Raw genomic sequence first — 19311 nt, 5'->3', positions numbered from 1 at the left:
TTCTTTGTTATTGTTTTAATAGTTTTTTTTGAATCATTTCAAATTTTTGAGATAGTTGGATGTAATCAATTAATTTTAGTTCTTCAGTCACAATAAAATAGTCAAGATCCGCCCATGGTTTGCGGTGGACTTTACTTGTCGAAATCAGAAGATCAACTTCTCTCCCCCGATAATCTGTTGGCAGAAAAATCAGCTGATACTCATTACGGAAAAATGTCCGTAATCCCTCCTCTAACAGTTGCTCTTCAAATAATGGGAAATCTGTCATTAAAAGGATCGTGATCTTTGGAAGCTGTGGAGTAAAGGCTCCTAATGTTTTAAACACAGTCAGATACCGACCCATCAAAAACGCATGATTTTTAAATGCCAGATGATTGGGATGTTTGTGTCTACTTTCAAAAAAATGTACGAGCCATTGTTTCAATTCCTTGTTTTCAATAACTAAATGATTAATAAAATCACTACTATTGCCATCAATCGTTTCTTTCGCATTAGGAAAAAGATAGGCGAAAAAATGACTGCTGAATAAATAGTTTTCTGCCTCGAAGGTTAGATTTTCTGCTGGCAGCCCCTGCTCTTCCTGATAAAGAGAAAGAGCGGCTTTTGCTTCTGAAAGGGCTGTAAAGGGCGGTGTTTTTGCTTGTTGATGAAAATCAAAAATTTTCTTCCGTATCTTAGGATCACTATAATATTCTTCACGAGTCATCAGTACAAGAAATAATGCGCCTAACTCGTCTTCTACTTGAAAATAATTAGGAAATACCGGCTCCATGACTTGGCAAAATCGCTGGAACAACAGATTGTCAGAAATCAGCCGTCTTTTTTTCTCATTCAATACAACATAATGCTTCTGTGATTTTCTTAAAAAAAAGGCACCTAGCATATATTCCAATCGTCTTTTTTTGATCTCGTTCAGACGAACATTAAAAAAAGCCATGATATGTTCTGCCATATTCTTTACGTCCATTTGAGAAATCGTTTCAAATGGCCAGATTTTCCCTCGAAACAACTGCCAGAATGTCATATGCAAGTAAAGTCGAATGATTTCTTCTTCGCCTTGAGCGATATATGTACCTCGTTGCAGCCGAATTCCGTAAGTTTGCAGTTGCTGTTTCCATTCATTGATTTTTCGATGAGCAGTAGATTCACTAATGTAATGCTTTTGCGCAAATTGGTACATTGTATGGAATTCTTCAAAAAAAATGTCGTGCAGCAACTGGAATTTCAGCGTACTTTGCACGAGATAGATCAAAAAACGCTCATGTTCAATTGAATCGAGCGTATCATAAAAGTTATAACCAGAACGGTGATTTTTTGTAAACAAAGGGTGTGTCTTACCGCTAAACTGCTGATAGTTTTTAGACAGCTCGTTCAGGTATTTCGACACGCTGCGGGCATCCAGCTGAACAACTTGCGCTAATTGTGCAGCGGTATGCCAAGCTTGATCCTCAAAACTTTCTAGGAGGAGAATCTTATAATATAGATCTTTATCAAATTGTTTAAGATACTCGGAAGACAAATACACGTCTTTCCCTCCTTTTTTATGCTCGAACGTTTTGGTTATTGTAGCATAAAATAGTGGTTTTCGCATCAAAACAAGCCAGCAAAAGGCTGAAAGAATAACGGCAGCAACAAAACGGTCAATATCCCATTTACGCATATCGCAAGCCCTGAAATGATCCCTTCTACTTCGCCAATCTCGATTGCTTTTGCTGTACCGATAGCATGAGAAGTACTTCCTAACGCCACACCGCGAGCAACTGGACTTTCGATCTTGAATAGGCGGAAAATATGAGTGGCGATCAGCGAACCAAAAATACCTGTAGAGACAACAATAGCAAGTGTCACGGCATTCACCCCGCCCATCGTATGAGATAAATCGACAGAAATAGCCGTCGTTACAGATTTAGGTAGTAATGAGATCACCATCTCTTTATGAAGAGAGAAGAAGTAACCGAACCCTACACTAACCAAGCAATTTGCGACTATTCCTGCTAAAATCGCAGCCATTACAGGATAAAAATTCTCTTTCAGTAAACGGAAGTTTTTATAAAGAGGGATGGCAAGTGCCACTGTCGCAGGAGTAATCAGCATAGTCAAAAAATTGCCCCCGATATTATAGTCTTTATAGCTGATCCCAGAAAAATGCAAAAATAAGATAATAACAACAATCGATAATACGAGAGGATTCAAAACAGGCAGTTTATATTTCCGCAAAAATTTATCAGATAATACATACACTCCTAAAGTCAAACTTAAGCCAAATAGTGGATTCACAAAAAACTCAGTCAATTTGATTTTCCTCCATTTCGTTTACAGATACCCTTCCTGCTTTTTTCTTACGGACATAGCCCAGCAAAGCTTCTACACCTTCTGCCGTTTTTCCCGCTGCAACCATCGTGACGATGGAACACACGACGACTGCTCCCAGTAAAACAGGCCATATCGAAGCAATATCATCAAAATATTCCAATAAACCTACACCAGCAGGAACAAATAAAATAGCTAGATTATTCAATAAAAAATCACCAGTTGCTCCGATTTTTTCAGGATCAACAAGATGCATTTCAAATGCTAAAAATAAAAAAAGAATACCTAAGATACTTCCAGGAATAGGTAAATGAGCAAAAATCCGTATGCCTTCTCCTAATACAGAAAAGAAAATAATAATGAAAAACTCTTGAAAAAATTTCATCAAACAACACTCCTTACGTATAGCTTTCATTTTACTAACAAACCTTTTCTGAAAGTTTCAAAACATGCTGTTTCTAAGATACAATTTTTGAGAAAAAAAACGTTTTTTTTTTGGTATATTTATAGTTAAGCTTGGTGATTTGTGGAGAACTTTTAAAAAGAGTTGGAGTTTTACTGTTGGTCTGGTTTCTTATAAGTAATGGAATTCATTTTTTTATTCACATTTGTTAAGACTGCAGAAATCCTTCCGACACGAAACACTGCACCGATGCTTTTCGTGTTGATGTTTCTTTTTTTTTGCATTTTTATAACTTTTGGAGGTATTTATGGATTACTCACTAATGACCCGTCTTGCGGCGGAAATGATTGGTACAGCATTACTAATCGTTCTAGGTAACGGTGCTGTAGCAAACGTAGATTTAAAAGGTACAAAAGGATATGGCAGTGACTGGATGCTGATTGCTGTCGGGTATGGATTCGGGGTTATGATGCCAGCAATGATTTTTGGTGGAATCAGCGGTAACCACATCAACCCAGCATTTACAATTGCTTTAGCATCTAATGGTCTATTCCCTTGGGCTGAAGTTGTTCCTTATATCATTGCACAATTGATTGGTGCAGCGATTGGACAATTGATCGTAGTAGCTTGTTACAAACCTTACTACGACCAAACAGAAGACGTAAACCATGTGTTAGGTACATTCTCAACAATCAACAGCGTTGGTTCTAAATTCAATGGTTTCGTCAATGAATTCTTTGGTTCATTCGTTTTATTCTTTGGTGCCCTAGGTATTACAAAAGCACCATTCTTCCAAGATAATCTTGGTACAGCTCACTTAGCACTTGGTTTCCTTGTATGGACATTAGTTGCTTCACTTGGTGGTCCTACAGGTCCTGGACTAAACCCAGCCCGCGACTTTGCTCCACGTCTTGTACACGCACTTCTTCCATTGAAACATAAAGGTTCTTCTCAATGGGGATATGCATGGGTACCAGTTGTAGCACCTATCTGTGCTGGTGTCGTAGCAGTATTCTTATATAAATTATTATTTATGGCTTAATCAAAAGCTAAATAAAAAAACTTGGTACAGCGATTGCGTACCAAGTTTTTTTATTTTTAGAAAAAGCAGTCGGACTTTCTAAAAGAAGTTCACTATTCGATCCTGTCGATGATTTCTTCAGGAAAATCGTCTATTTGCTTGTCAATTTTGCTGTCTTTGTATTTCTCTTCTTGGATAGTCAACAAAATCTTTGTAAGATTCCCCCAGTCTACTGCTCTTGGCGGATCGAGCCAAACCACTACTTGAGATGCACTTTCTTCATATAGATTATTCCTATTCGTGATTATAACATCCGGGAACTCAGGCTTTCCTGCCTCTATCACTTCCGTGTTCAGATTAATGTACAAGCTTAAATTTTTCTTGATAAATTGATTATAGGCAGCACCATAAGAAAAATCGATGATGATCTTTACTGGTTCAGAAATCAGTTGAATGGGTATGTGATTGATCAATAATAATAAATAACTGAAAAAAAGAAAAAATTTATCTTGAAGCAACTCTTTGCGTTTTGACGTTAGATCATTTATATACTCTATCAAATAGCAATAAAATGCTGGATAGTTTTCTCTAAAAAAAGAAACATCAAGTGGAAATTCATCAGCTTTATTAATAGTGTAATGCAAAAGTTTAAAATGTATTTTGGTTAACTCTCTTCGGATCAATTGGCTCGTCTCTTCTCGCAACAGATTAAACTGATTTTCAAAACTTTCAATGAATAGTTCATTCAACCATTCGATTGTTTCATCTTCATTTTTTCTCAAGTATTTTTGATCCAATTTATCATGAAGATAAAGCCAAGAGAGTGTCTTATTGATAAAAATAACGGATTTTTCTCCTAATACTCCTTTTAAGTGGTAAAATCCTATATCCGAAAAAAATAGCGACTGATTGCTAGCAATATCTAAAGAACCAGCTTGTTCAGCCAACAGGTTGATTGCTAAAAAGTGGAATAATTTCTTTTTTTCATAAGCAGACAGAGGATAATACTGTTTTAAATCTTTTAACATTTTTTCTGTTTTTATAATTATAGGTAGCGTATACAATTCCACAAAACTTATCTCTGTTGAGTTAAAAAGATTATATAAAAAAAGCCGAATGTTTTTAGGATTCCCTGTCAACTTTCTCTTTTCAAAAAAAATTTGATATTTTTTTAGATTTCTTTTTAGTCTTTGTAATACTTTATAAGCCACAGAATAACTCACGTGATGCTGTTTAGCAAAATTTTCTACTGAGATATATTTTTCCTGAAAGAAAGCCAATACCATTTTCATAGATAAAGAATCCGTTATATAACGAGATAACAGAGCTTTGCTAGAACATTTTCCATTAATTTCCAGACATATATCCAATTCACTGACGGTTACTCGCAAATTTTTCTCTAGATCGAACTTTTGTAAATCATGTTTCAGCTTATCGATCGTTTTTTTCAAGAGAAATGTCGATAGCGACAACTCTTCTTGAACATTCGATATTGACTCTGATAAATTTGAGCTTGCTTCTAAATATTTAAGTAATGAATAACTTCTGTGATCTTCTTTGCTTAAAAAAAACTCATAATTCATTAGTCATCAGCTCTTTCTACGTATATTACTTTCCATGCATTCACCAACTAGCTGGGGATAAAACTGATTTCCTGGATTCGAGTCACTGTTGTCAGCGATTCTTGCTTGTATAATATACATCGTCCTGTCTTTTTTTTAACATTTTGGAGAGCGTTTTATTTGGCCTTTCTCGCGATCAAACCTGTTATAAGAATTATATCATTTACTAGTATGCATTTTTATTAATAAAATGGTATATTTTATATTATTATAAAAAGAGCCCAACCATCCTACAATAATAAAAATTTACTATTTGTTATCTTAACCTTACTTTTCTTTCTCTTCTTTTTTTCTCAAAACAAACAAAAGTATGCATAATAAAATAAACAATAAGAAAAGTGAAGCTACTAAGATATAAATCCAATTATTGTCTTTTTTAATCGTAACATCCGTCGTGTTCAATTCCTTGGCTACTTTTCCGTCTATTGTAAAATCTTTTTCAAATACCCATTGATTGGTATAGTTGATCGTAGTATTTCCTTTTTTTCTCGAAAATTTTCCATTTTCATTTTCATTTCCTAAAACAGTCATTGTAAGGTGATATTCACCTGGGGTTAGCGGTTGACCATTCAAAGCTGTTGGAAAAGAAAAGTTTGTATTCGGCGCAATCTGCAATCCTTCTTTTTCCTCTTGATATAAAACTTCAGAATGTCCTTTTTTTGTAATTTTTGTTTCAATAACTACTTGATTGATATAGGTTTTTTGATCATTTTGAACGTTTGCTAAGATGACATTTCTTGCATTGATTTGATCTGGTTTAACTTCATGAAGAGTAAGGTTCGGAGCAACTTCGTTCAGTGTCTGTTGCATCAACAAAGCAATAATATAGGTGTATTCATTCTCAATCGATAAGCTTTGATCCTTAGTTTCTGTTTGGTCCTTTTCCGTCTGGATTTCTTGGAATGTGATCCCACCAGCCAATACACCATCAAATCGCTCATTCGGCATCCTGACATGAAAAGCAACGGTTTGGACACTTTTAGGTTTTAGCGTCACTATCTGTGGATAGCTCACATAATCTACCAGATCAAAGATCAGGCTCATGTCTTTTTCAATCTCGTTTTTTCCGTATTCAACCATCACATTTGAATTGGTGGTTGCGCTATTCACAGAAATATCGATTTTCACTTCTTTTTCTGTATCATTTCTCAATTCCGCTTTTACTTCTACTTCCTGATCCGGATCAAGTTGAAGATCGAAGTAAGTTTTTCTCTTGTCGATTTGATTCTCTGAAGTTATCGGCGTCACTGAAAAATTAAATGCACTAGCTGACACTGATATATTGTTAAAAAGTGCCCCTAAAATAACTAGGAGTGTTATAAATAATTGTTGTTTTGGTCTCAAGAAAATCGCTCCTTTAATCATATGTAAGAGAAGACTATAACAAAATCTTGTTTCTGTGGGACACAAGAGCCTATGGTACCTGTGCCCTTCTTGAAACTCAATAATTTTGTTATATTCTTCTCTTCCTGTTAATTTCCTGGGACATCTGCAAGTATCCAAGATAGTTTCCCCTCAAAGGTTCCGATTCTTTGGTTTTCTACAGGAATATCTATTCTGATTCCACGATGAGCTGTAGAATCTAAAAGAGAGGACAAATCGCTTTCACCCTTTTGATCACTTTCGAAAATCGTAACAGCGGATGTCCCTATAACCGTTGTATTTTCAGAGGTAACAAAGGAAAGAGCTTCTGGAAGCTCAAAATCTCCATTTGTAAGAACTTTCTCTTGTTTCAATTGTAATTTCCAACTTCCAAAAGCCCGTTCATCTATAATTTTCAACCCACCTGAAAACTGTCCGAATTCACTTAATGGTCTACTGGATATTTTATGTTTTCCAAAATTGACATATTGAGGAGCAGTTGAGAGATAAAGTTTGCCTTTTCTGTAATAAAAATAGATATCCTCTGTATTTTCGGAGAAGATGCCTTCTGTATTCGCTGAATCCGAGTCAAAGACATACCCTTCAATATCAATAGGAGTTTCTTTATACTTCTCTCCTATTTTCCCAGTGATTGTTTTCATTTCAGCAATATCAATCTGACTGTCTTTATCTTTATAATAAACATGGATATCTATCTCCTTCAGCTTTGCGATCTTTAGGTTTATTTCATTCGATTGCTCAATCAAATTCTCGTTTTCAAGGTATTCAAAATGCATAGTGAGTACTTTTTCAGGAATTACTTCCTGCAAAGTTGTCTCCAATTCGATTATTAACGTATCTCCAGCAATAAAATAATCTGTCAGATTTAGCGTGACTCGATTTCCGGTTATCAAGATATCTTTGGCATCAATTTGATTTCCATTGATCAAGATATGCTCGGGAATAGTTAATTCTTGTGGGAGGTCGATACTAGTCTGCATTTTCTTATATTCAAGAAAATCCCCCTCGACCTTCAATGTATTTCTGATAGTTATCTTATCGTTTCCTCCAGCTTCAGCGATGGCCCCATAATCACTATCGTTGACTTTTACATCAGCTGTTGATGTGACATTCGATGGAAGTCGCGTGACAGCGACAGCATTTTCTTGAAAAAAAGTACCTGTTGAAGAAGTAAACCCCCAATTTACTTCTGTAGAACCGAACTGCCTAATGAGATCAGGTATAATCCGAGAAGAGCGACCGACACCTTCCAAATCATAAGTAAGACTTCTTTGCTCCGCGTCCCATTTAATTATTAACAAGCGCCATGTGCCATTAGAAAGAAATGTAGGAGCTACCGTCACGCCAGTATGCTCTCCAGAATAATTATTATTATTTGGTTTAGGCGTGACAAAAGCGACATGTCCATGCCCTCTATTATCAGCAGTTATCTCTCGATCCATTCGATCAGAAGAACCACTATTTTTATACGTATCAAACTCAATCGAGAGCGCATTCGCAATGTAAGGTTGGCCAGAACGAGTAGAATATGAGCCAATTCCCATACCTGGCGATCCAATAACTTGACTGGGATTACTAGCCATTCTAGGATCGCCAGTCAATGTAAAGGTCATGCCATCTCCCGCTCTATCTCGTTGATTTCCTAAGTATAAATAAGATTTAAATGTAAAATCCGAGAGTAAACTAATCTTCTTATTTGACCAAATAGCACCTCTTTGAGACCTTTCTGCTGGGTTCAACTGCAGTAACTTCCCATTTTCCAATATGGACGTGCTAGTACCGATAGGTGTTTGAAAAATTTTATCGATAGAAATAATATTGGGATCGTCAGGCAGCTCAACCGCAGAAATTGGTGCATCTTCCAGTCCTTGTTTATCCGAACCCTCAGCTTCTACGTTGTCAGTGGTCTCTCCACTACTCGAAATACTTAAATCCTCACTGCTTTCTTGTGTCTGGTTGGATTCTATTAAACTGTCGAATGTCGAAGTGAGTTTGCTTTCTTCGTCTCTTCTATTTCCATGCTCCAACTGATTCAATTCCAAAGAGTACCCTATGATCGGAAAGATATTAGTCACTAAGAGACTGCTTAAAATGAGCACGATCCTCCTCTTTTCCAATATATCTTTTCCTCCTGATCGTTAAATTCCTAGATGAACTATTCGTATCCAAACAAATTTAGCCTAGCCTTTGACAATTTTTGCTCGATTACCTCGCAAGACAATATGACTACGTATTTATTTTTAACAGTTCTTTTCAGTAAACTAGTTGTTAGGTGTATCTTCTAATGTCCAAACTAATTTAGTGGAATATTGTTGCGCTAACTTGACAGATTTACCGGGTACCGAAAGCTGTACCGCATCTTGATTTTCATTTTCATTTGCACCAAATCGATAGACCCAAGTCCCCACACCTGTTCCTGATTTAGCATTAATTGCTAACGTATTGTTTCCTCCCGGTGTCAACGTTAATTCAGAATTCACCGTTTGCGGCGTATATGTTGGATCAACCAAAGAAACAGCCTGCCCTTTCGTAAATTTCAGCTGTGCTCCAACTAGTTCATCCCCACTGGCAGTTTTAAACTGTTCTGGTTGAGAGACACTTAATTTCCACCCAGATAAGGTACCTCTCCTATCTGTCACTTGGACATATGTCGGTTTTCTAGACCCATCGTTCATCACATCAGCAGCTGCATAATACGTTTTATCCGCAGTAGAAATTTTTTGAGTCCCAAATTTGAATTTTGATCCATAATCAATCGATAATGCCCCTCCTGTTCCAGGGCTTGGAGGATCTGATGGATCGACAGGTTTATTGGGATCAGGATTCTCTGGATCAACAGGAGGAGTTACACCCTCATCTCCTGCTTCAAATGTAATCGTTCCTTCTGTGTTATATTCCTTTGGGTATACTTCAGTTGCAGAAACAAAAGTCGTACTTGCTACCATGCTGAATAACATCGTTGTTGCTGTTAATACGATTTCTTTTTTCATCATTGACATTCCTCTTTCTTTATTTACTAAACATATCAGTCGATTGGATTAATCCATAGCAAAATTCTGTTTTACGATACTTATGAAATAAAAGAACATAGACCTATATTTGGTCCTATGTATCGATTAGTTATAAATGATTATCAGCCCGATTTGTTTTCTAGTTTTTATTGCAACTTGATGCAAACACAATCTAGAAATACAGCTGTCATAGCCTTTAAAATAATTCGTAAGTCCCCCTCCTATCTATCAAAATGTGACTTGACTGCCTAGACTTCAATCAATATTAATTATAATTAAATAAAAAATGTATATTATATTTTTTTTGTGATTATCGTTCAAAAAAAGAATAAACGCTTGCATCTAGTACTCCGCGAGTTACAAATCATCCGATCAAATAAACATTCGCTGATTATTTTCCACAAAAAAAGCAGCATATCCACGATAAATGGATCTACTGCTCTTACTTATCCTTATGTTTTACAAGGTATTTTCTTTTACACATTACTAATGCTGTCTCAATACGGAACGATTGTCATCGCCTGTTCAAATTCCTCTTGCAAATGTTGTGTTTGATAGACCTGAAAAGCTGGGTGATGGGCACGCAAGAGGACACGTAATTTCATGGGTTCATAGCTATCTAACAGCTGTTCTTTCAAGACAAAATCTCGGGTCAGCTGCCATTCATAATAATAACCAAAAGGTCTGCAGCTGTAAATCGTGTGACCGATGGATTTATCTTCAAAGCGACGATGCGTATGGCCAAAAACTACTTGTTTGATATTTGAATAACGGTCAAGTAATTCTCCGAATGATTCTGATCCTAAAAATGCATTTAATTTGTTCCAACGCTCATAAGGAGCAGATTGATACATGATAAATGCCCGTTTAGGAACGAAATGAGTGGATAAAATCACCTCAAGTTTTTTTGCTTCCAGCTGGTCTAGCAAATTTTTTGCAGCTGCAAGCATTTCTGCATTGACCTCGAGATCTGTTTTCCCACGCTGGATGAACCGATCATACCAATACAAACGCTTCATTCGTACGATTGCCTCGTAATCTTTCAATTCGGAAAACTGATAGTCGTACCAGCCATTCATCCCTAAAAGAACGGTCTGCTCATTTAAAGCAATATACCGTTCATTTAAAAAATGTGGGTCTGGAAAATGGTCCATCATCTGTTCATTGGGCACATCTGCCAACTCGTGATTGCCGAAATGAAATGTCGTAGATAATCCTTTATTGACGAAAAATTCGACAACAGCTAGGCAACGGTCTACTTTATTAGCCGTATCTCCGGCTAGATGAAGCCGAGTGATCTTGTGCTTTTGCAAAACTTGCCAAAGCTGCATCAGCTCTGATTCGCCGAATTTATTGATGTCCACATGTAGGTCGCTGATGATCGCCAATTTTCCCATTTTATCCCTCTAGTCTTTTCGAACAACTTGCAAGTTGCCTTTTCTCAAGCCGCTTGGTCCTTTTAATTGTAAACTATTATAAGTTGGTTCTAAAGCAAGTGTGGATGGATCATCCATGTAAAGTATTGCACTGTCTTTGATTTTGATTGGTCCAACTGGTGTATCAGCCACTACAGAATAAAGACTTAGATCTGTTTGTGTATCTTTTTTGACAATGATCAATCGAAATGCCGTGTCCAATTGGCAACTGACTTGGCTTTCTGCAAATGGACCGTCACCGTTTTCGATATCTAATAAAAGTTGATCGTCTGCTTCTAATTTATTCTTCAATACTTCTTGTGCTTCTTTTGTCACTTCTAATTTCATCTGTATCACCTCATGTCATAGAATAATCACTTTATTCATCAGATGCAACTAATTTGTCTGGTTCTGACTGTTCTCAATTTATTGGAAAGTAAGTCATTCGTTTATTATGATTTCTCTTATCACAAAAGAGACAACTTTCCCTTTTCTTCGTTCAGTTTCTTGAACGGAAAAAGACCCAAAAAGCAACCTGTTATTTGTTTAACCTTATTCCTTTCTTAAATAACAAAAAATACTATAAAAAATAAAAAATCTTTAACAACTATTGGAAAAAGAATTACTTTTTGTTCACGGATTATTAACAACTCTTCGGTAGAGTAAACTTATCAAATAAAAAGACTTCTTTGGAGGAATCACTATGAAGGAATATATAAAAAACATCTATTTTATCGAAGAAACACAAAATATCGAGGGTTCTTATATTGAAGTAAAAACACTATTTGTCAATGAAGATAAAACCAAAGCATTGGATATTTATAAAAAATTAGCTTCAAAAAAAACGAATAGTTTTGGATTGATATTAAGCGAGTATAAAATCAAAGCAGAAGAAAGTTATTTCTATCAATTATTAAAACGGTGGAGTAAGCTTCCCGCCGATTTTTATCGAAAAATGCAGATCATCAACTATCAACCACTTGCTGAGACACATGCCTAAATAGAGGTTGTGAAATCAGTGCTTTGAGCTAATACCGAAGGTCAGCTGATTGAACATCGTTTAGAAGAGATTGTGACAACTGCGATTTGCTTTGAGTAATAAGAACGCTGGACAGAAAATAGCTTCTCATATTTTCTAGTCTAGTGGACTTATTGCCGAGAAGCAGCAGATGGAACATCGTTTAAAGAAGAGATCGGTACAAAATAAAAATATCTAAATTTAAGTTTTATCTAAGTTTCGCTTTGTACCTTTGATTCAAATCAAAGGAGGCGATCTTGATGCTGAAAAAATGGATCACACTATTTTTTGCCACTCCCCATTCTAGAATCAACCCGTATGATGTAGAGAATGAATTCACGTTGAAAAAAGATTTCCCAAATAAATAAAAACCATCCGTAAAATCATCAATACGATTTTACGGATGGTTTTTGATAACTTCTTTTAGGATAGGCTCTTGCTATTTAAGAATGTAAGAAACATTATTGTTACATAGTATGAGAGTTTAATCCTCTGTTATTTATGCTATTTAAATGCTTGATTCACATCTTCGATCATCAGTTTCATTGATTCTAAACCGCCCCCGCTTAAATACCAGACATCTGGTTCAAGGGAGATGATCTGCTGATTTTTACCAGCATTCGTTTGTGCTACCAGTTCATTGGCAGAAATATCATCTTTGCTGTCGTCTCCACCAATAGCTTTTGTTCGGTCTACCACAAATAAGATATCCGGATTTTTTTCTAGCACATATTCATAAGAAACACTTTGACCGTGAGTGGATGCTTCGATTTGATCATCTGCTTGTTCAAAGCCAAATAAATCATGGATGAAACCGAATCTAGAACCAGATCCGTAGGCTGACAATTGCCCTTCATTCACAAGTGTGACTAGTGCTTTTTTATCAGACGCTTCTGCTTTCTTTTTCGTCTGATCGATTGCACTAGATAATTCCTCTAATTGAGTTTTGGCTTCTTCTTGCTTGCCAAAGATCTCCCCTAAAGTAGTGACATTTTGCTGGAAAGATTCCCATGGCTTTTTCGCATCTAAAGAAAGGAAAATAGTCGGAGCGATTTGACTTAGATCTTTTTGAAAATCTCTTTGTCGGCCAGAAATGATGATTAGATCTGGCTGAAGCTGATTAATTTTTTCTAAGTCTGGTTCTTTTATTCCACCTGCAGATTCTACTTTTTTATAGGATGAAAGATACTCAGGAAGGCTGCTTGTAGCTGCTCCAACTACCTTATCTCCAACACCAAGAGCATCCATCGTATCTAAAGAACCATTGTCGAATACGACGACTTTTTCTGGATTATTTGGCACCTCGATTTGGTCTCCATTACTGTCTTTTATCGTTAATGCCGTTTCAGCTTGCGTACTGCTTTTCTTTGTGTCTGCCTGACTGGTATTGTTACTATTTCCACATGCTGCTAAACCAAATGATGCTAGAATCAAGATACCTACTACTAATTTTTTCATCTCTTCTCTCCTAATGTTAGTTTTAGAAATAAAGACAGAATCTGCGGCCTTCAATCTCACAAATCCGTATGTCCATTTCGTACAATTCATCCAATACATCTTTTTTTATCATTTCTTGGGTCGTTCCTTGCGTGAATAACTTCCCATCTTTCATTGCAATAATTTCGTCTGCATAACTTGCAGCAAAGTTGATATCATGAAGAACAATAACAATCGTTTTTCCGATTTTTTGTACTAAATTTTTTAAAATCTGCATGATTTGAACCGCAAAATTCATATCTAGATTGTTCAAAGGTTCATCCAGTAAAATATAATCCGTGTCTTGCGCTAGTACCATTGCAATATACGCACGTTGGAGTTGACCGCCTGAAAGAGTGTCAATCGATTGATCCGCTATTTCTTCTAACCCAAGGTGTTCCAGTGATTCCTGAACGATTTCCTCGTCTTTTGTCGTCAATTTTCCTTTCGTATAAGGAAATCGTCCAAATTCTACTAATTCTTTCACGGTGATTTGGACATTTATTTCATTCGATTGTCGTAGGATCGATAATTTTTTGGCTAATTCATTGGATTTCCAAGCCTTTACTTCGTTATGGTCTAAATAGATTTCACCTGTATCTTTTGGTATCAAACGACTGATCATCGACAACACCGTTGACTTTCCAGCACCATTTGGACCGATAAAAGCAGTCAACTTCTTTTCAGGAATCGTTAACTGTACATCTTTAACCACTGATTTTCCATGGTACAGTTTATTGACCTTTTGTAAATCAATCATAGGATACTCTTCCTTTCGCGAATCAATTTTGTGACAAAATAAATTCCTCCGACAAATTCAACGACGACACTCACTGTTGTATTCCAGCCGAAAATCTGCTCTACTGCGAGCTGCCCTCCTGTCAGAAACAGCATAGCTACCAGAAAGCTTCCGATAAATAGCTGACCATGACGATAAGTAGAAAAGACACGGTAACTGATATTTGCGACAATAAACCCTAAAAAAGTAACTGGACCCACAAGAGCCGTTGATGTCCCTGTCAAAAGACTGACACAACATAAAATCAAAAATTCAAAACGATCTGTGTCTATCCCGAGGTTTACTGCTTGTTCATTTCCGAGATGGAAAACGTCTAGCGCATGTCGATATCGAAATAACAGGTACCAGCAGCCGATAATGATCAAAGAAGCAGGCAAAAGATACTGACTCTGGATATTGCCAAAGCTTGCAAATAATCTGCCTTGAAGCAAATCATATTCATTCGGATCCATGATGACTTGTAAAAAGGTACTGACACTACCAAAAAGCGTACCTAAAATCATCCCTGACATCAGTAATAAAAAAAGATTCGCTCTCATTTTTTTCAAAAGAAAGAAAAATAACAACAGACTCAGCCCGACCATCAGCCCAACGTTCAATAAGAAAAAACCTGTACCTGTCTGCTGAAGCATCGTCACTCCTCCGATAAAGAAGAAAAGGACCGTTTGGACAAGGACATATAACGACTCAAGTCCCAATACTGAAGGAGTCAAAAACTGGTTATGCGTAATTGTCTGAAAGCTGATTGTGGCACTGCTGACAGCTAGCGAGACAAGGATAAATGCAAAAATTTTCTTACTCCTCAATGCCCATGCAAAATGCCAGTTTCCATATGTATGGATCGTCAAGTACATTCCTGTAACAAATAAAACAAGAACAAGCATACCAATAAAAATAGATGGCTTTTTTTTAAGCATATCGTCGCCCCCTTATCAGAAGATAAAGGAAGATAGCCCCACCGATGATTCCAACGATCACACTGACTGGTATTTCATAAGGAAAAATCAACACGCGAGCGACAAGATCGCAAAATACTAAGAACAAACTACCTGCTAAAGCAGTTACGCCAATTGTTTTGTGCACTTGATCTCCATATATTCTAGAGACAAGATTCGGAATGATCACTCCGATAAAAGGAATGCTTCCTACCATGATCAACATGACTGCACTAGCCAATGATACTAAGCCAATGCCTAAAAACTGCATCTTCTGGTAATCTATTCCCAAATTTACTGCAAACGATTCGCCCAGACCAATGATCGTAAATCGGTAAGCAAATAGCCAAACCAAGAGCAACAATGGAACAACAGCATACAATAACTCATAATTTCCTCGTATCACAGTTGCAAAGTTCCCTTGAAGCCATGAAGTCATATTTTGTACCAACTGGAATTGATAAGCAAAAAAAGTAGCAACTGAACCAATGATATTCCCTAACATGACCCCACTCAACGGAAGCATCAATTGATTTTTCTGGGGGAACAATCGCGTAAGGGATAAAAAAAGCAATGTTCCTGCAAAAGCAAAGCAAAATGCTGTCAAGGATCGGACAATCAAGGATGCACCAGGTAGGAAAATCATAGCCACTAAAATACCTAAACGCGCACTATCCATCGTGCCCGCAGTCGTTGGTGAAACAAATTTATTTTGGGTCAAATGTTGCATGATCAACCCACAAATACTACTGGTCGCTCCCACAAGGATCAAACAAATCGTTCGTGGCAAACGAGTCGCTAGCAAGATTTGTAAGCTTTGCCCATCTAACTGGAGCAGTTCTGACAATTGTACATTCGATACTCCGATGAACAATGAAATACTACTTAAAATAACTAATAATGCTACTAGTCGTCCGTAGCGCATCCAATCCACCTTTCTAATTGAGAATGATTTTCATTCTTATTTTAAGTGAATCGTTGAACAAAAGCAACCGCTTTTTCATATGTTTTAGGTATTATTGGGAATATGCTATAATCGTAAGAAAGACAAAGAGAAGAAGGAGGGTATTTTTTATGGCACAAGATGATGTAAAAAGCCATTTGGATAAGGGACTTTATGGTACACCTTTAGTGAACCCTGAAGAACAGCATAAATATTTAGGGACATTCAGGGAACGCTGCTATCTTAGTATGACTGTTGCTGAAATGATCCAACCAAAAAACAAAGAAAACTTTTTAAAAGAACTCAAAAAACATCCAGATGCTTCCATACTCTTGAATGGGGCTCTACCCCTTTCTGTCCAAAACCAATATATCCAGCTAGCAACGAAAAACAATAGCCGTTTCACTGTAGTCAACGATTACGTCACTGCAAATCCTGAGGAATTCGGATTGCTCTTAACAGCAAAAGAAGCAGTAAATGAACCTGTGATTGATATCGAAAAAAAATACCCAGAAGAAAACTCTTCGCCAGCTGAAAAAGAAAAACCAAAAAAGAAAAAAAGCTTCTGGGATCGTTTATTTTAAAACGAAAAAACACATAAATTTTTACATGCAAAAAAAGCTTTTGATCAGATTGACATCAAATAGGACAATCTGTCAAAAGCTTTTTCTTTTAAAATACTTCAGGATATAACAATTTCAATACATTCATCGTCAATCTTCTGCCTTTTCCTGCAAAAGGATAAACATGCATATGCATCGCTGGATTGAAATTTGCTTCGATGATCCCATATGCTTTTTTATCAGTTGTAGGATCGATTTCTTTATCTGGTATAATCAAATCGATACCACTAATCTTAGCTCCTAGTGCTTCTACCGCAGAAACGGCGATTTTTTTGTAAGCTTCAGAAAATTCATCAGTCATATCGATCGAATCACCACCTGTACTGATATTTGAGTTCTCCCTTAGATAAACAATTTGATTGGCTTGGGGAACTGATTCGATCGTCAACCCTTGTTCTTTCAACATCAATTGTTCTAATTCACCTAATTGGATCAATTCTAAAGGTGCACGATGATTCGTTCCACGCAAAGGGTCACTATTTTTTTCTTCAACAAGTTCTTTCACTGTTCGGATACCGTCACCAATAACATTAGCAGGGACTCGCAACATGATGGCTTGGACTTCTCCGTCGATCACAAAGAAACGATATTCCGTTCCCGGCATAAATTCTTCTACTAAAACCGAACTGTCTTCACGAAAAGCAATGGCTAAACCTGCTTGATAATCTTCCAGACTAGCTCCTTCCTTGAAAATCGTGATACCTAACCCGTAATTGGTTGATTTAGGTTTGATCACAAATGCCTGCTCGGCAAATCTCGGATAAGCTTTTACCGCTTCTTCCATGGATGAAAATTCTGCGCCTCCTGGTACCCGGAACCCAGCTTCTTTTAAGACTTTTTTCGTTACTGTTTTGTTTTCCATGATAAGTGGGACGATATAGCTGTCCTTACTTGTCATGTTTGCATTTTTCACATATTCTACATGGTCTTGGAATTGCAGACGCAAAAATTGATCCGACTCATCTAATACTTTGACTTGGACACCTTTTTGGATGGCATCGAACATAAATATCTGAGTAGAAAGTTCCATTTCGCGAAAACCGGCCAACTGATAGGGACGTTCATGGCTTTCTTTATAATATTGATGTCCCAATGCCACAGCAACTTCTTGCTGACTCGATAGCTGTGCTTCTTGATAGAGTTTCGCTGCTAACGTTTGTTCAGGATGATCCATTTGAGTCAATGCTTCCTCTACTAAATAAAGAGAATCCAACCAATCCAATTCAACCAGCATTTGCTTCATCCCTTCAAGAATTTCTCTACCTTCTTGATGAAATTCTGTTTGATCTGATGGTTGTTCTAGTGCTACTTTGTTATTTCGAGTCGTACCTTCTGCTACCCATTGGTCGCAGTCTTCTTTTTCTTCTGTCCATAACATGTACATCAGGAATAATTGTAAGAACCGAACTTGCTCTGGATTGATACCCAATCTTGCATAAGGATTCAAATCGATATTCCGCAATTCAATATAACGAACACCTGTTGTTGCTAAATCTGCGACTTTCTTTCCGCCTCGGAAACGAAGCGGTGTATAAAATTCTTTCTCCTCCGAAAGTTTCCCTTCTTCGATCATTCGCTCGATATCTGCTAAATACTGTTTCATAGAAGCATAGGAAACTTTCACATTTGGATGATTCGTATAGCCCAGCGCACTGTTGCGAATACTGCGAACAGGTTCTTGCGGATGTGATTCATCTAAAAAATAGTTCTTCTCACTCATTGGTGAAGCACCGAATAAATAAGTGATCATCCAGCGATAGCGCATAAAGTTTCTCGCTGTTTTCAAATAAAGTTCTGTTTTGAATTCGGAAAAATCTTGAAATTCTTCCTGATGGCTGAACAATGTTCTTAGCAACTCATCGCCAAATTCAAAATTGAAATGAATACCGCTTACCATCTGTTTTCGCTTCCCGTATTCTTTTGCTAAATAACGTCGATACAAGACATCTTCGAAATTTTTTAATTTTGCAATAATGATCTCTTCGTCTTTTTCCGGTAAGGAAGGTGGCATACTTAATGGCCAGATCATCTCTTCTTTCGGTATAGAACGAGCAGTCACATCATAAACAGCAGCGAGATACTGAAATAATTCGGGAATAGAATCGGTAACAGGGGTGATCATCTCTGTTTGTGTTTCGCTAAAATCTGTTTGGATATAGGGGTGATAGGATCGATCGCCAAAGATTGCTGGATGATCGGTTTTTGCTAGATTTCCTGCAAGATCAACCCGCTGTCCTTCCCGTTCTATACCAAATCGAGCTTGGTCGATAAAAGGGCGCGCATTGACATGCAATAATAATTGCTTAAAATTCATCATTAAGTGACCTCCAATTCATATGAATCTAATTATAA

Annotated in this window: 17 protein-coding genes; 3 read left to right on the top strand and 14 right to left on the bottom strand. The window is 36.9% G+C overall.

Annotation, left to right across the window (positions count from 1 at the left end):
* Positions 1 to 7 precede the first annotated feature (7 nt).
* From OZ002_RS00645 to OZ002_RS00635, 3 genes are read right to left on the bottom strand one after another with little or no spacing between them, the layout of a single operon-like run.
* The gene (locus OZ002_RS00645) at positions 8 to 1591 is read right to left on the bottom strand and encodes a helix-turn-helix domain-containing protein (protein ID WP_002332009.1); all 1584 of its coding nucleotides are present in this window, start codon (positions 1589 to 1591) and stop codon (positions 8 to 10) included.
* Positions 1591 to 2292 carry an LrgB family protein gene (locus OZ002_RS00640; RefSeq protein WP_002307343.1) on the bottom strand — a complete coding sequence of 234 codons (702 nt, stop codon included), beginning with the start codon at positions 2290 to 2292 and terminating at the stop codon, positions 1591 to 1593. The genes OZ002_RS00645 and OZ002_RS00640 overlap by 1 nt, the downstream gene beginning before the upstream one ends.
* Complete coding sequence (locus OZ002_RS00635; RefSeq protein WP_002294274.1) at positions 2285 to 2695, bottom strand: CidA/LrgA family protein; 411 nt, start codon at positions 2693 to 2695, stop codon at positions 2285 to 2287. The genes OZ002_RS00640 and OZ002_RS00635 overlap by 8 nt, the downstream gene beginning before the upstream one ends.
* Before the next feature lie 325 nt (positions 2696 to 3020).
* Between OZ002_RS00635 and OZ002_RS00630 the strand changes: the two genes are divergently transcribed.
* The gene (locus OZ002_RS00630; RefSeq protein ID WP_002290500.1) at positions 3021 to 3755 is read left to right on the top strand and encodes an MIP/aquaporin family protein; all 735 of its coding nucleotides are present in this window, start codon (positions 3021 to 3023) and stop codon (positions 3753 to 3755) included.
* 92 nt (positions 3756 to 3847) lie between these two features.
* Here the strand turns inward: OZ002_RS00630 and OZ002_RS00625 are convergent, their stop codons facing one another.
* The 6 genes from OZ002_RS00625 to OZ002_RS00600 form a co-directional block, all read right to left on the bottom strand.
* Entirely contained in the window at positions 3848 to 5317 is a 1470-nt protein-coding gene (locus OZ002_RS00625) for a helix-turn-helix domain-containing protein (RefSeq protein ID WP_156249209.1), read from the bottom strand.
* A gap of 306 nt (positions 5318 to 5623) precedes the next feature.
* Positions 5624 to 6721 (bottom strand): DUF916 and DUF3324 domain-containing protein, encoded by a 1098-nt coding sequence (locus OZ002_RS00620; protein WP_002311353.1) that lies wholly within the window; start codon positions 6719 to 6721, stop codon positions 5624 to 5626.
* Positions 6722 to 6828: 107 nt separating this feature from the next.
* Positions 6829 to 8856 (bottom strand): lectin-like domain-containing protein, encoded by a 2028-nt coding sequence (locus OZ002_RS00615; RefSeq protein WP_156249207.1) that lies wholly within the window; start codon positions 8854 to 8856, stop codon positions 6829 to 6831.
* Between the two features lie 144 nt (positions 8857 to 9000).
* Entirely contained in the window at positions 9001 to 9729 is a 729-nt protein-coding gene (locus OZ002_RS00610) for a WxL domain-containing protein (RefSeq protein WP_002325942.1), read from the bottom strand.
* A gap of 518 nt (positions 9730 to 10247) precedes the next feature.
* A complete protein-coding gene (locus OZ002_RS00605; protein WP_156249206.1) occupies positions 10248 to 11147 on the bottom strand; it encodes a metallophosphoesterase in 900 nt (299 codons plus the stop codon).
* 9 nt (positions 11148 to 11156) lie between these two features.
* A complete protein-coding gene (locus tag OZ002_RS00600; protein ID WP_002287910.1) occupies positions 11157 to 11513 on the bottom strand; it encodes an iron-sulfur cluster biosynthesis family protein in 357 nt (118 codons plus the stop codon).
* A 355-nt stretch (positions 11514 to 11868) separates the two neighbouring features.
* Between OZ002_RS00600 and OZ002_RS00595 the strand changes: the two genes are divergently transcribed.
* Positions 11869 to 12165, top strand: a complete 297-nt coding sequence (locus OZ002_RS00595) for a phenylalanyl-tRNA synthetase subunit alpha (protein ID WP_002287909.1) — start codon at positions 11869 to 11871, stop codon at positions 12163 to 12165.
* A gap of 522 nt (positions 12166 to 12687) precedes the next feature.
* Here OZ002_RS00595 and OZ002_RS00590 read toward each other — a convergent pair.
* Genes OZ002_RS00590 through OZ002_RS00575 form a run of 4 tightly spaced genes read right to left on the bottom strand, consistent with a single transcriptional unit; the run spans position 12688 to position 16318 of the window.
* A complete protein-coding gene (locus tag OZ002_RS00590) occupies positions 12688 to 13641 on the bottom strand; it encodes a siderophore ABC transporter substrate-binding protein (protein ID WP_104765162.1) in 954 nt (317 codons plus the stop codon).
* 22 nt (positions 13642 to 13663) lie between these two features.
* A complete protein-coding gene (locus OZ002_RS00585) occupies positions 13664 to 14419 on the bottom strand; it encodes an iron ABC transporter ATP-binding protein (protein ID WP_156249205.1) in 756 nt (251 codons plus the stop codon).
* Complete coding sequence (locus OZ002_RS00580; protein ID WP_104856169.1) at positions 14416 to 15375, bottom strand: iron chelate uptake ABC transporter family permease subunit; 960 nt, start codon at positions 15373 to 15375, stop codon at positions 14416 to 14418. The genes OZ002_RS00585 and OZ002_RS00580 overlap by 4 nt, the downstream gene beginning before the upstream one ends.
* Positions 15368 to 16318: an ABC transporter permease gene (locus tag OZ002_RS00575; protein ID WP_156249204.1), complete on the bottom strand. Its 951-nt coding sequence runs from the start codon at positions 16316 to 16318 to the stop codon at positions 15368 to 15370. The genes OZ002_RS00580 and OZ002_RS00575 overlap by 8 nt, the downstream gene beginning before the upstream one ends.
* 149 nt (positions 16319 to 16467) lie before the next feature.
* On the opposite strand from OZ002_RS00575, the gene OZ002_RS00570 reads away from it, so the two are divergent.
* Positions 16468 to 16920, top strand: coding sequence for a YueI family protein (locus OZ002_RS00570; protein WP_002287902.1), 453 nt, complete (start codon positions 16468 to 16470; stop codon positions 16918 to 16920).
* Positions 16921 to 17008: 88 nt separating this feature from the next.
* Here the strand turns inward: OZ002_RS00570 and gshAB are convergent, their stop codons facing one another.
* Positions 17009 to 19276 carry a bifunctional glutamate--cysteine ligase GshA/glutathione synthetase GshB gene (gene gshAB / locus OZ002_RS00565; protein ID WP_156249203.1) on the bottom strand — a complete coding sequence of 756 codons (2268 nt, stop codon included), beginning with the start codon at positions 19274 to 19276 and terminating at the stop codon, positions 17009 to 17011.
* Positions 19277 to 19311: the final 35 nt, after the last annotated feature.

Source organism: Enterococcus sp. E4-150 (assembly GCF_035726465.1).
Taxonomy (GTDB): Bacteria; Bacillota; Bacilli; order Lactobacillales; family Enterococcaceae; genus Enterococcus_B; species Enterococcus_B faecium.
This window is presented reverse-complemented; position numbering and strand designations above follow the sequence as displayed.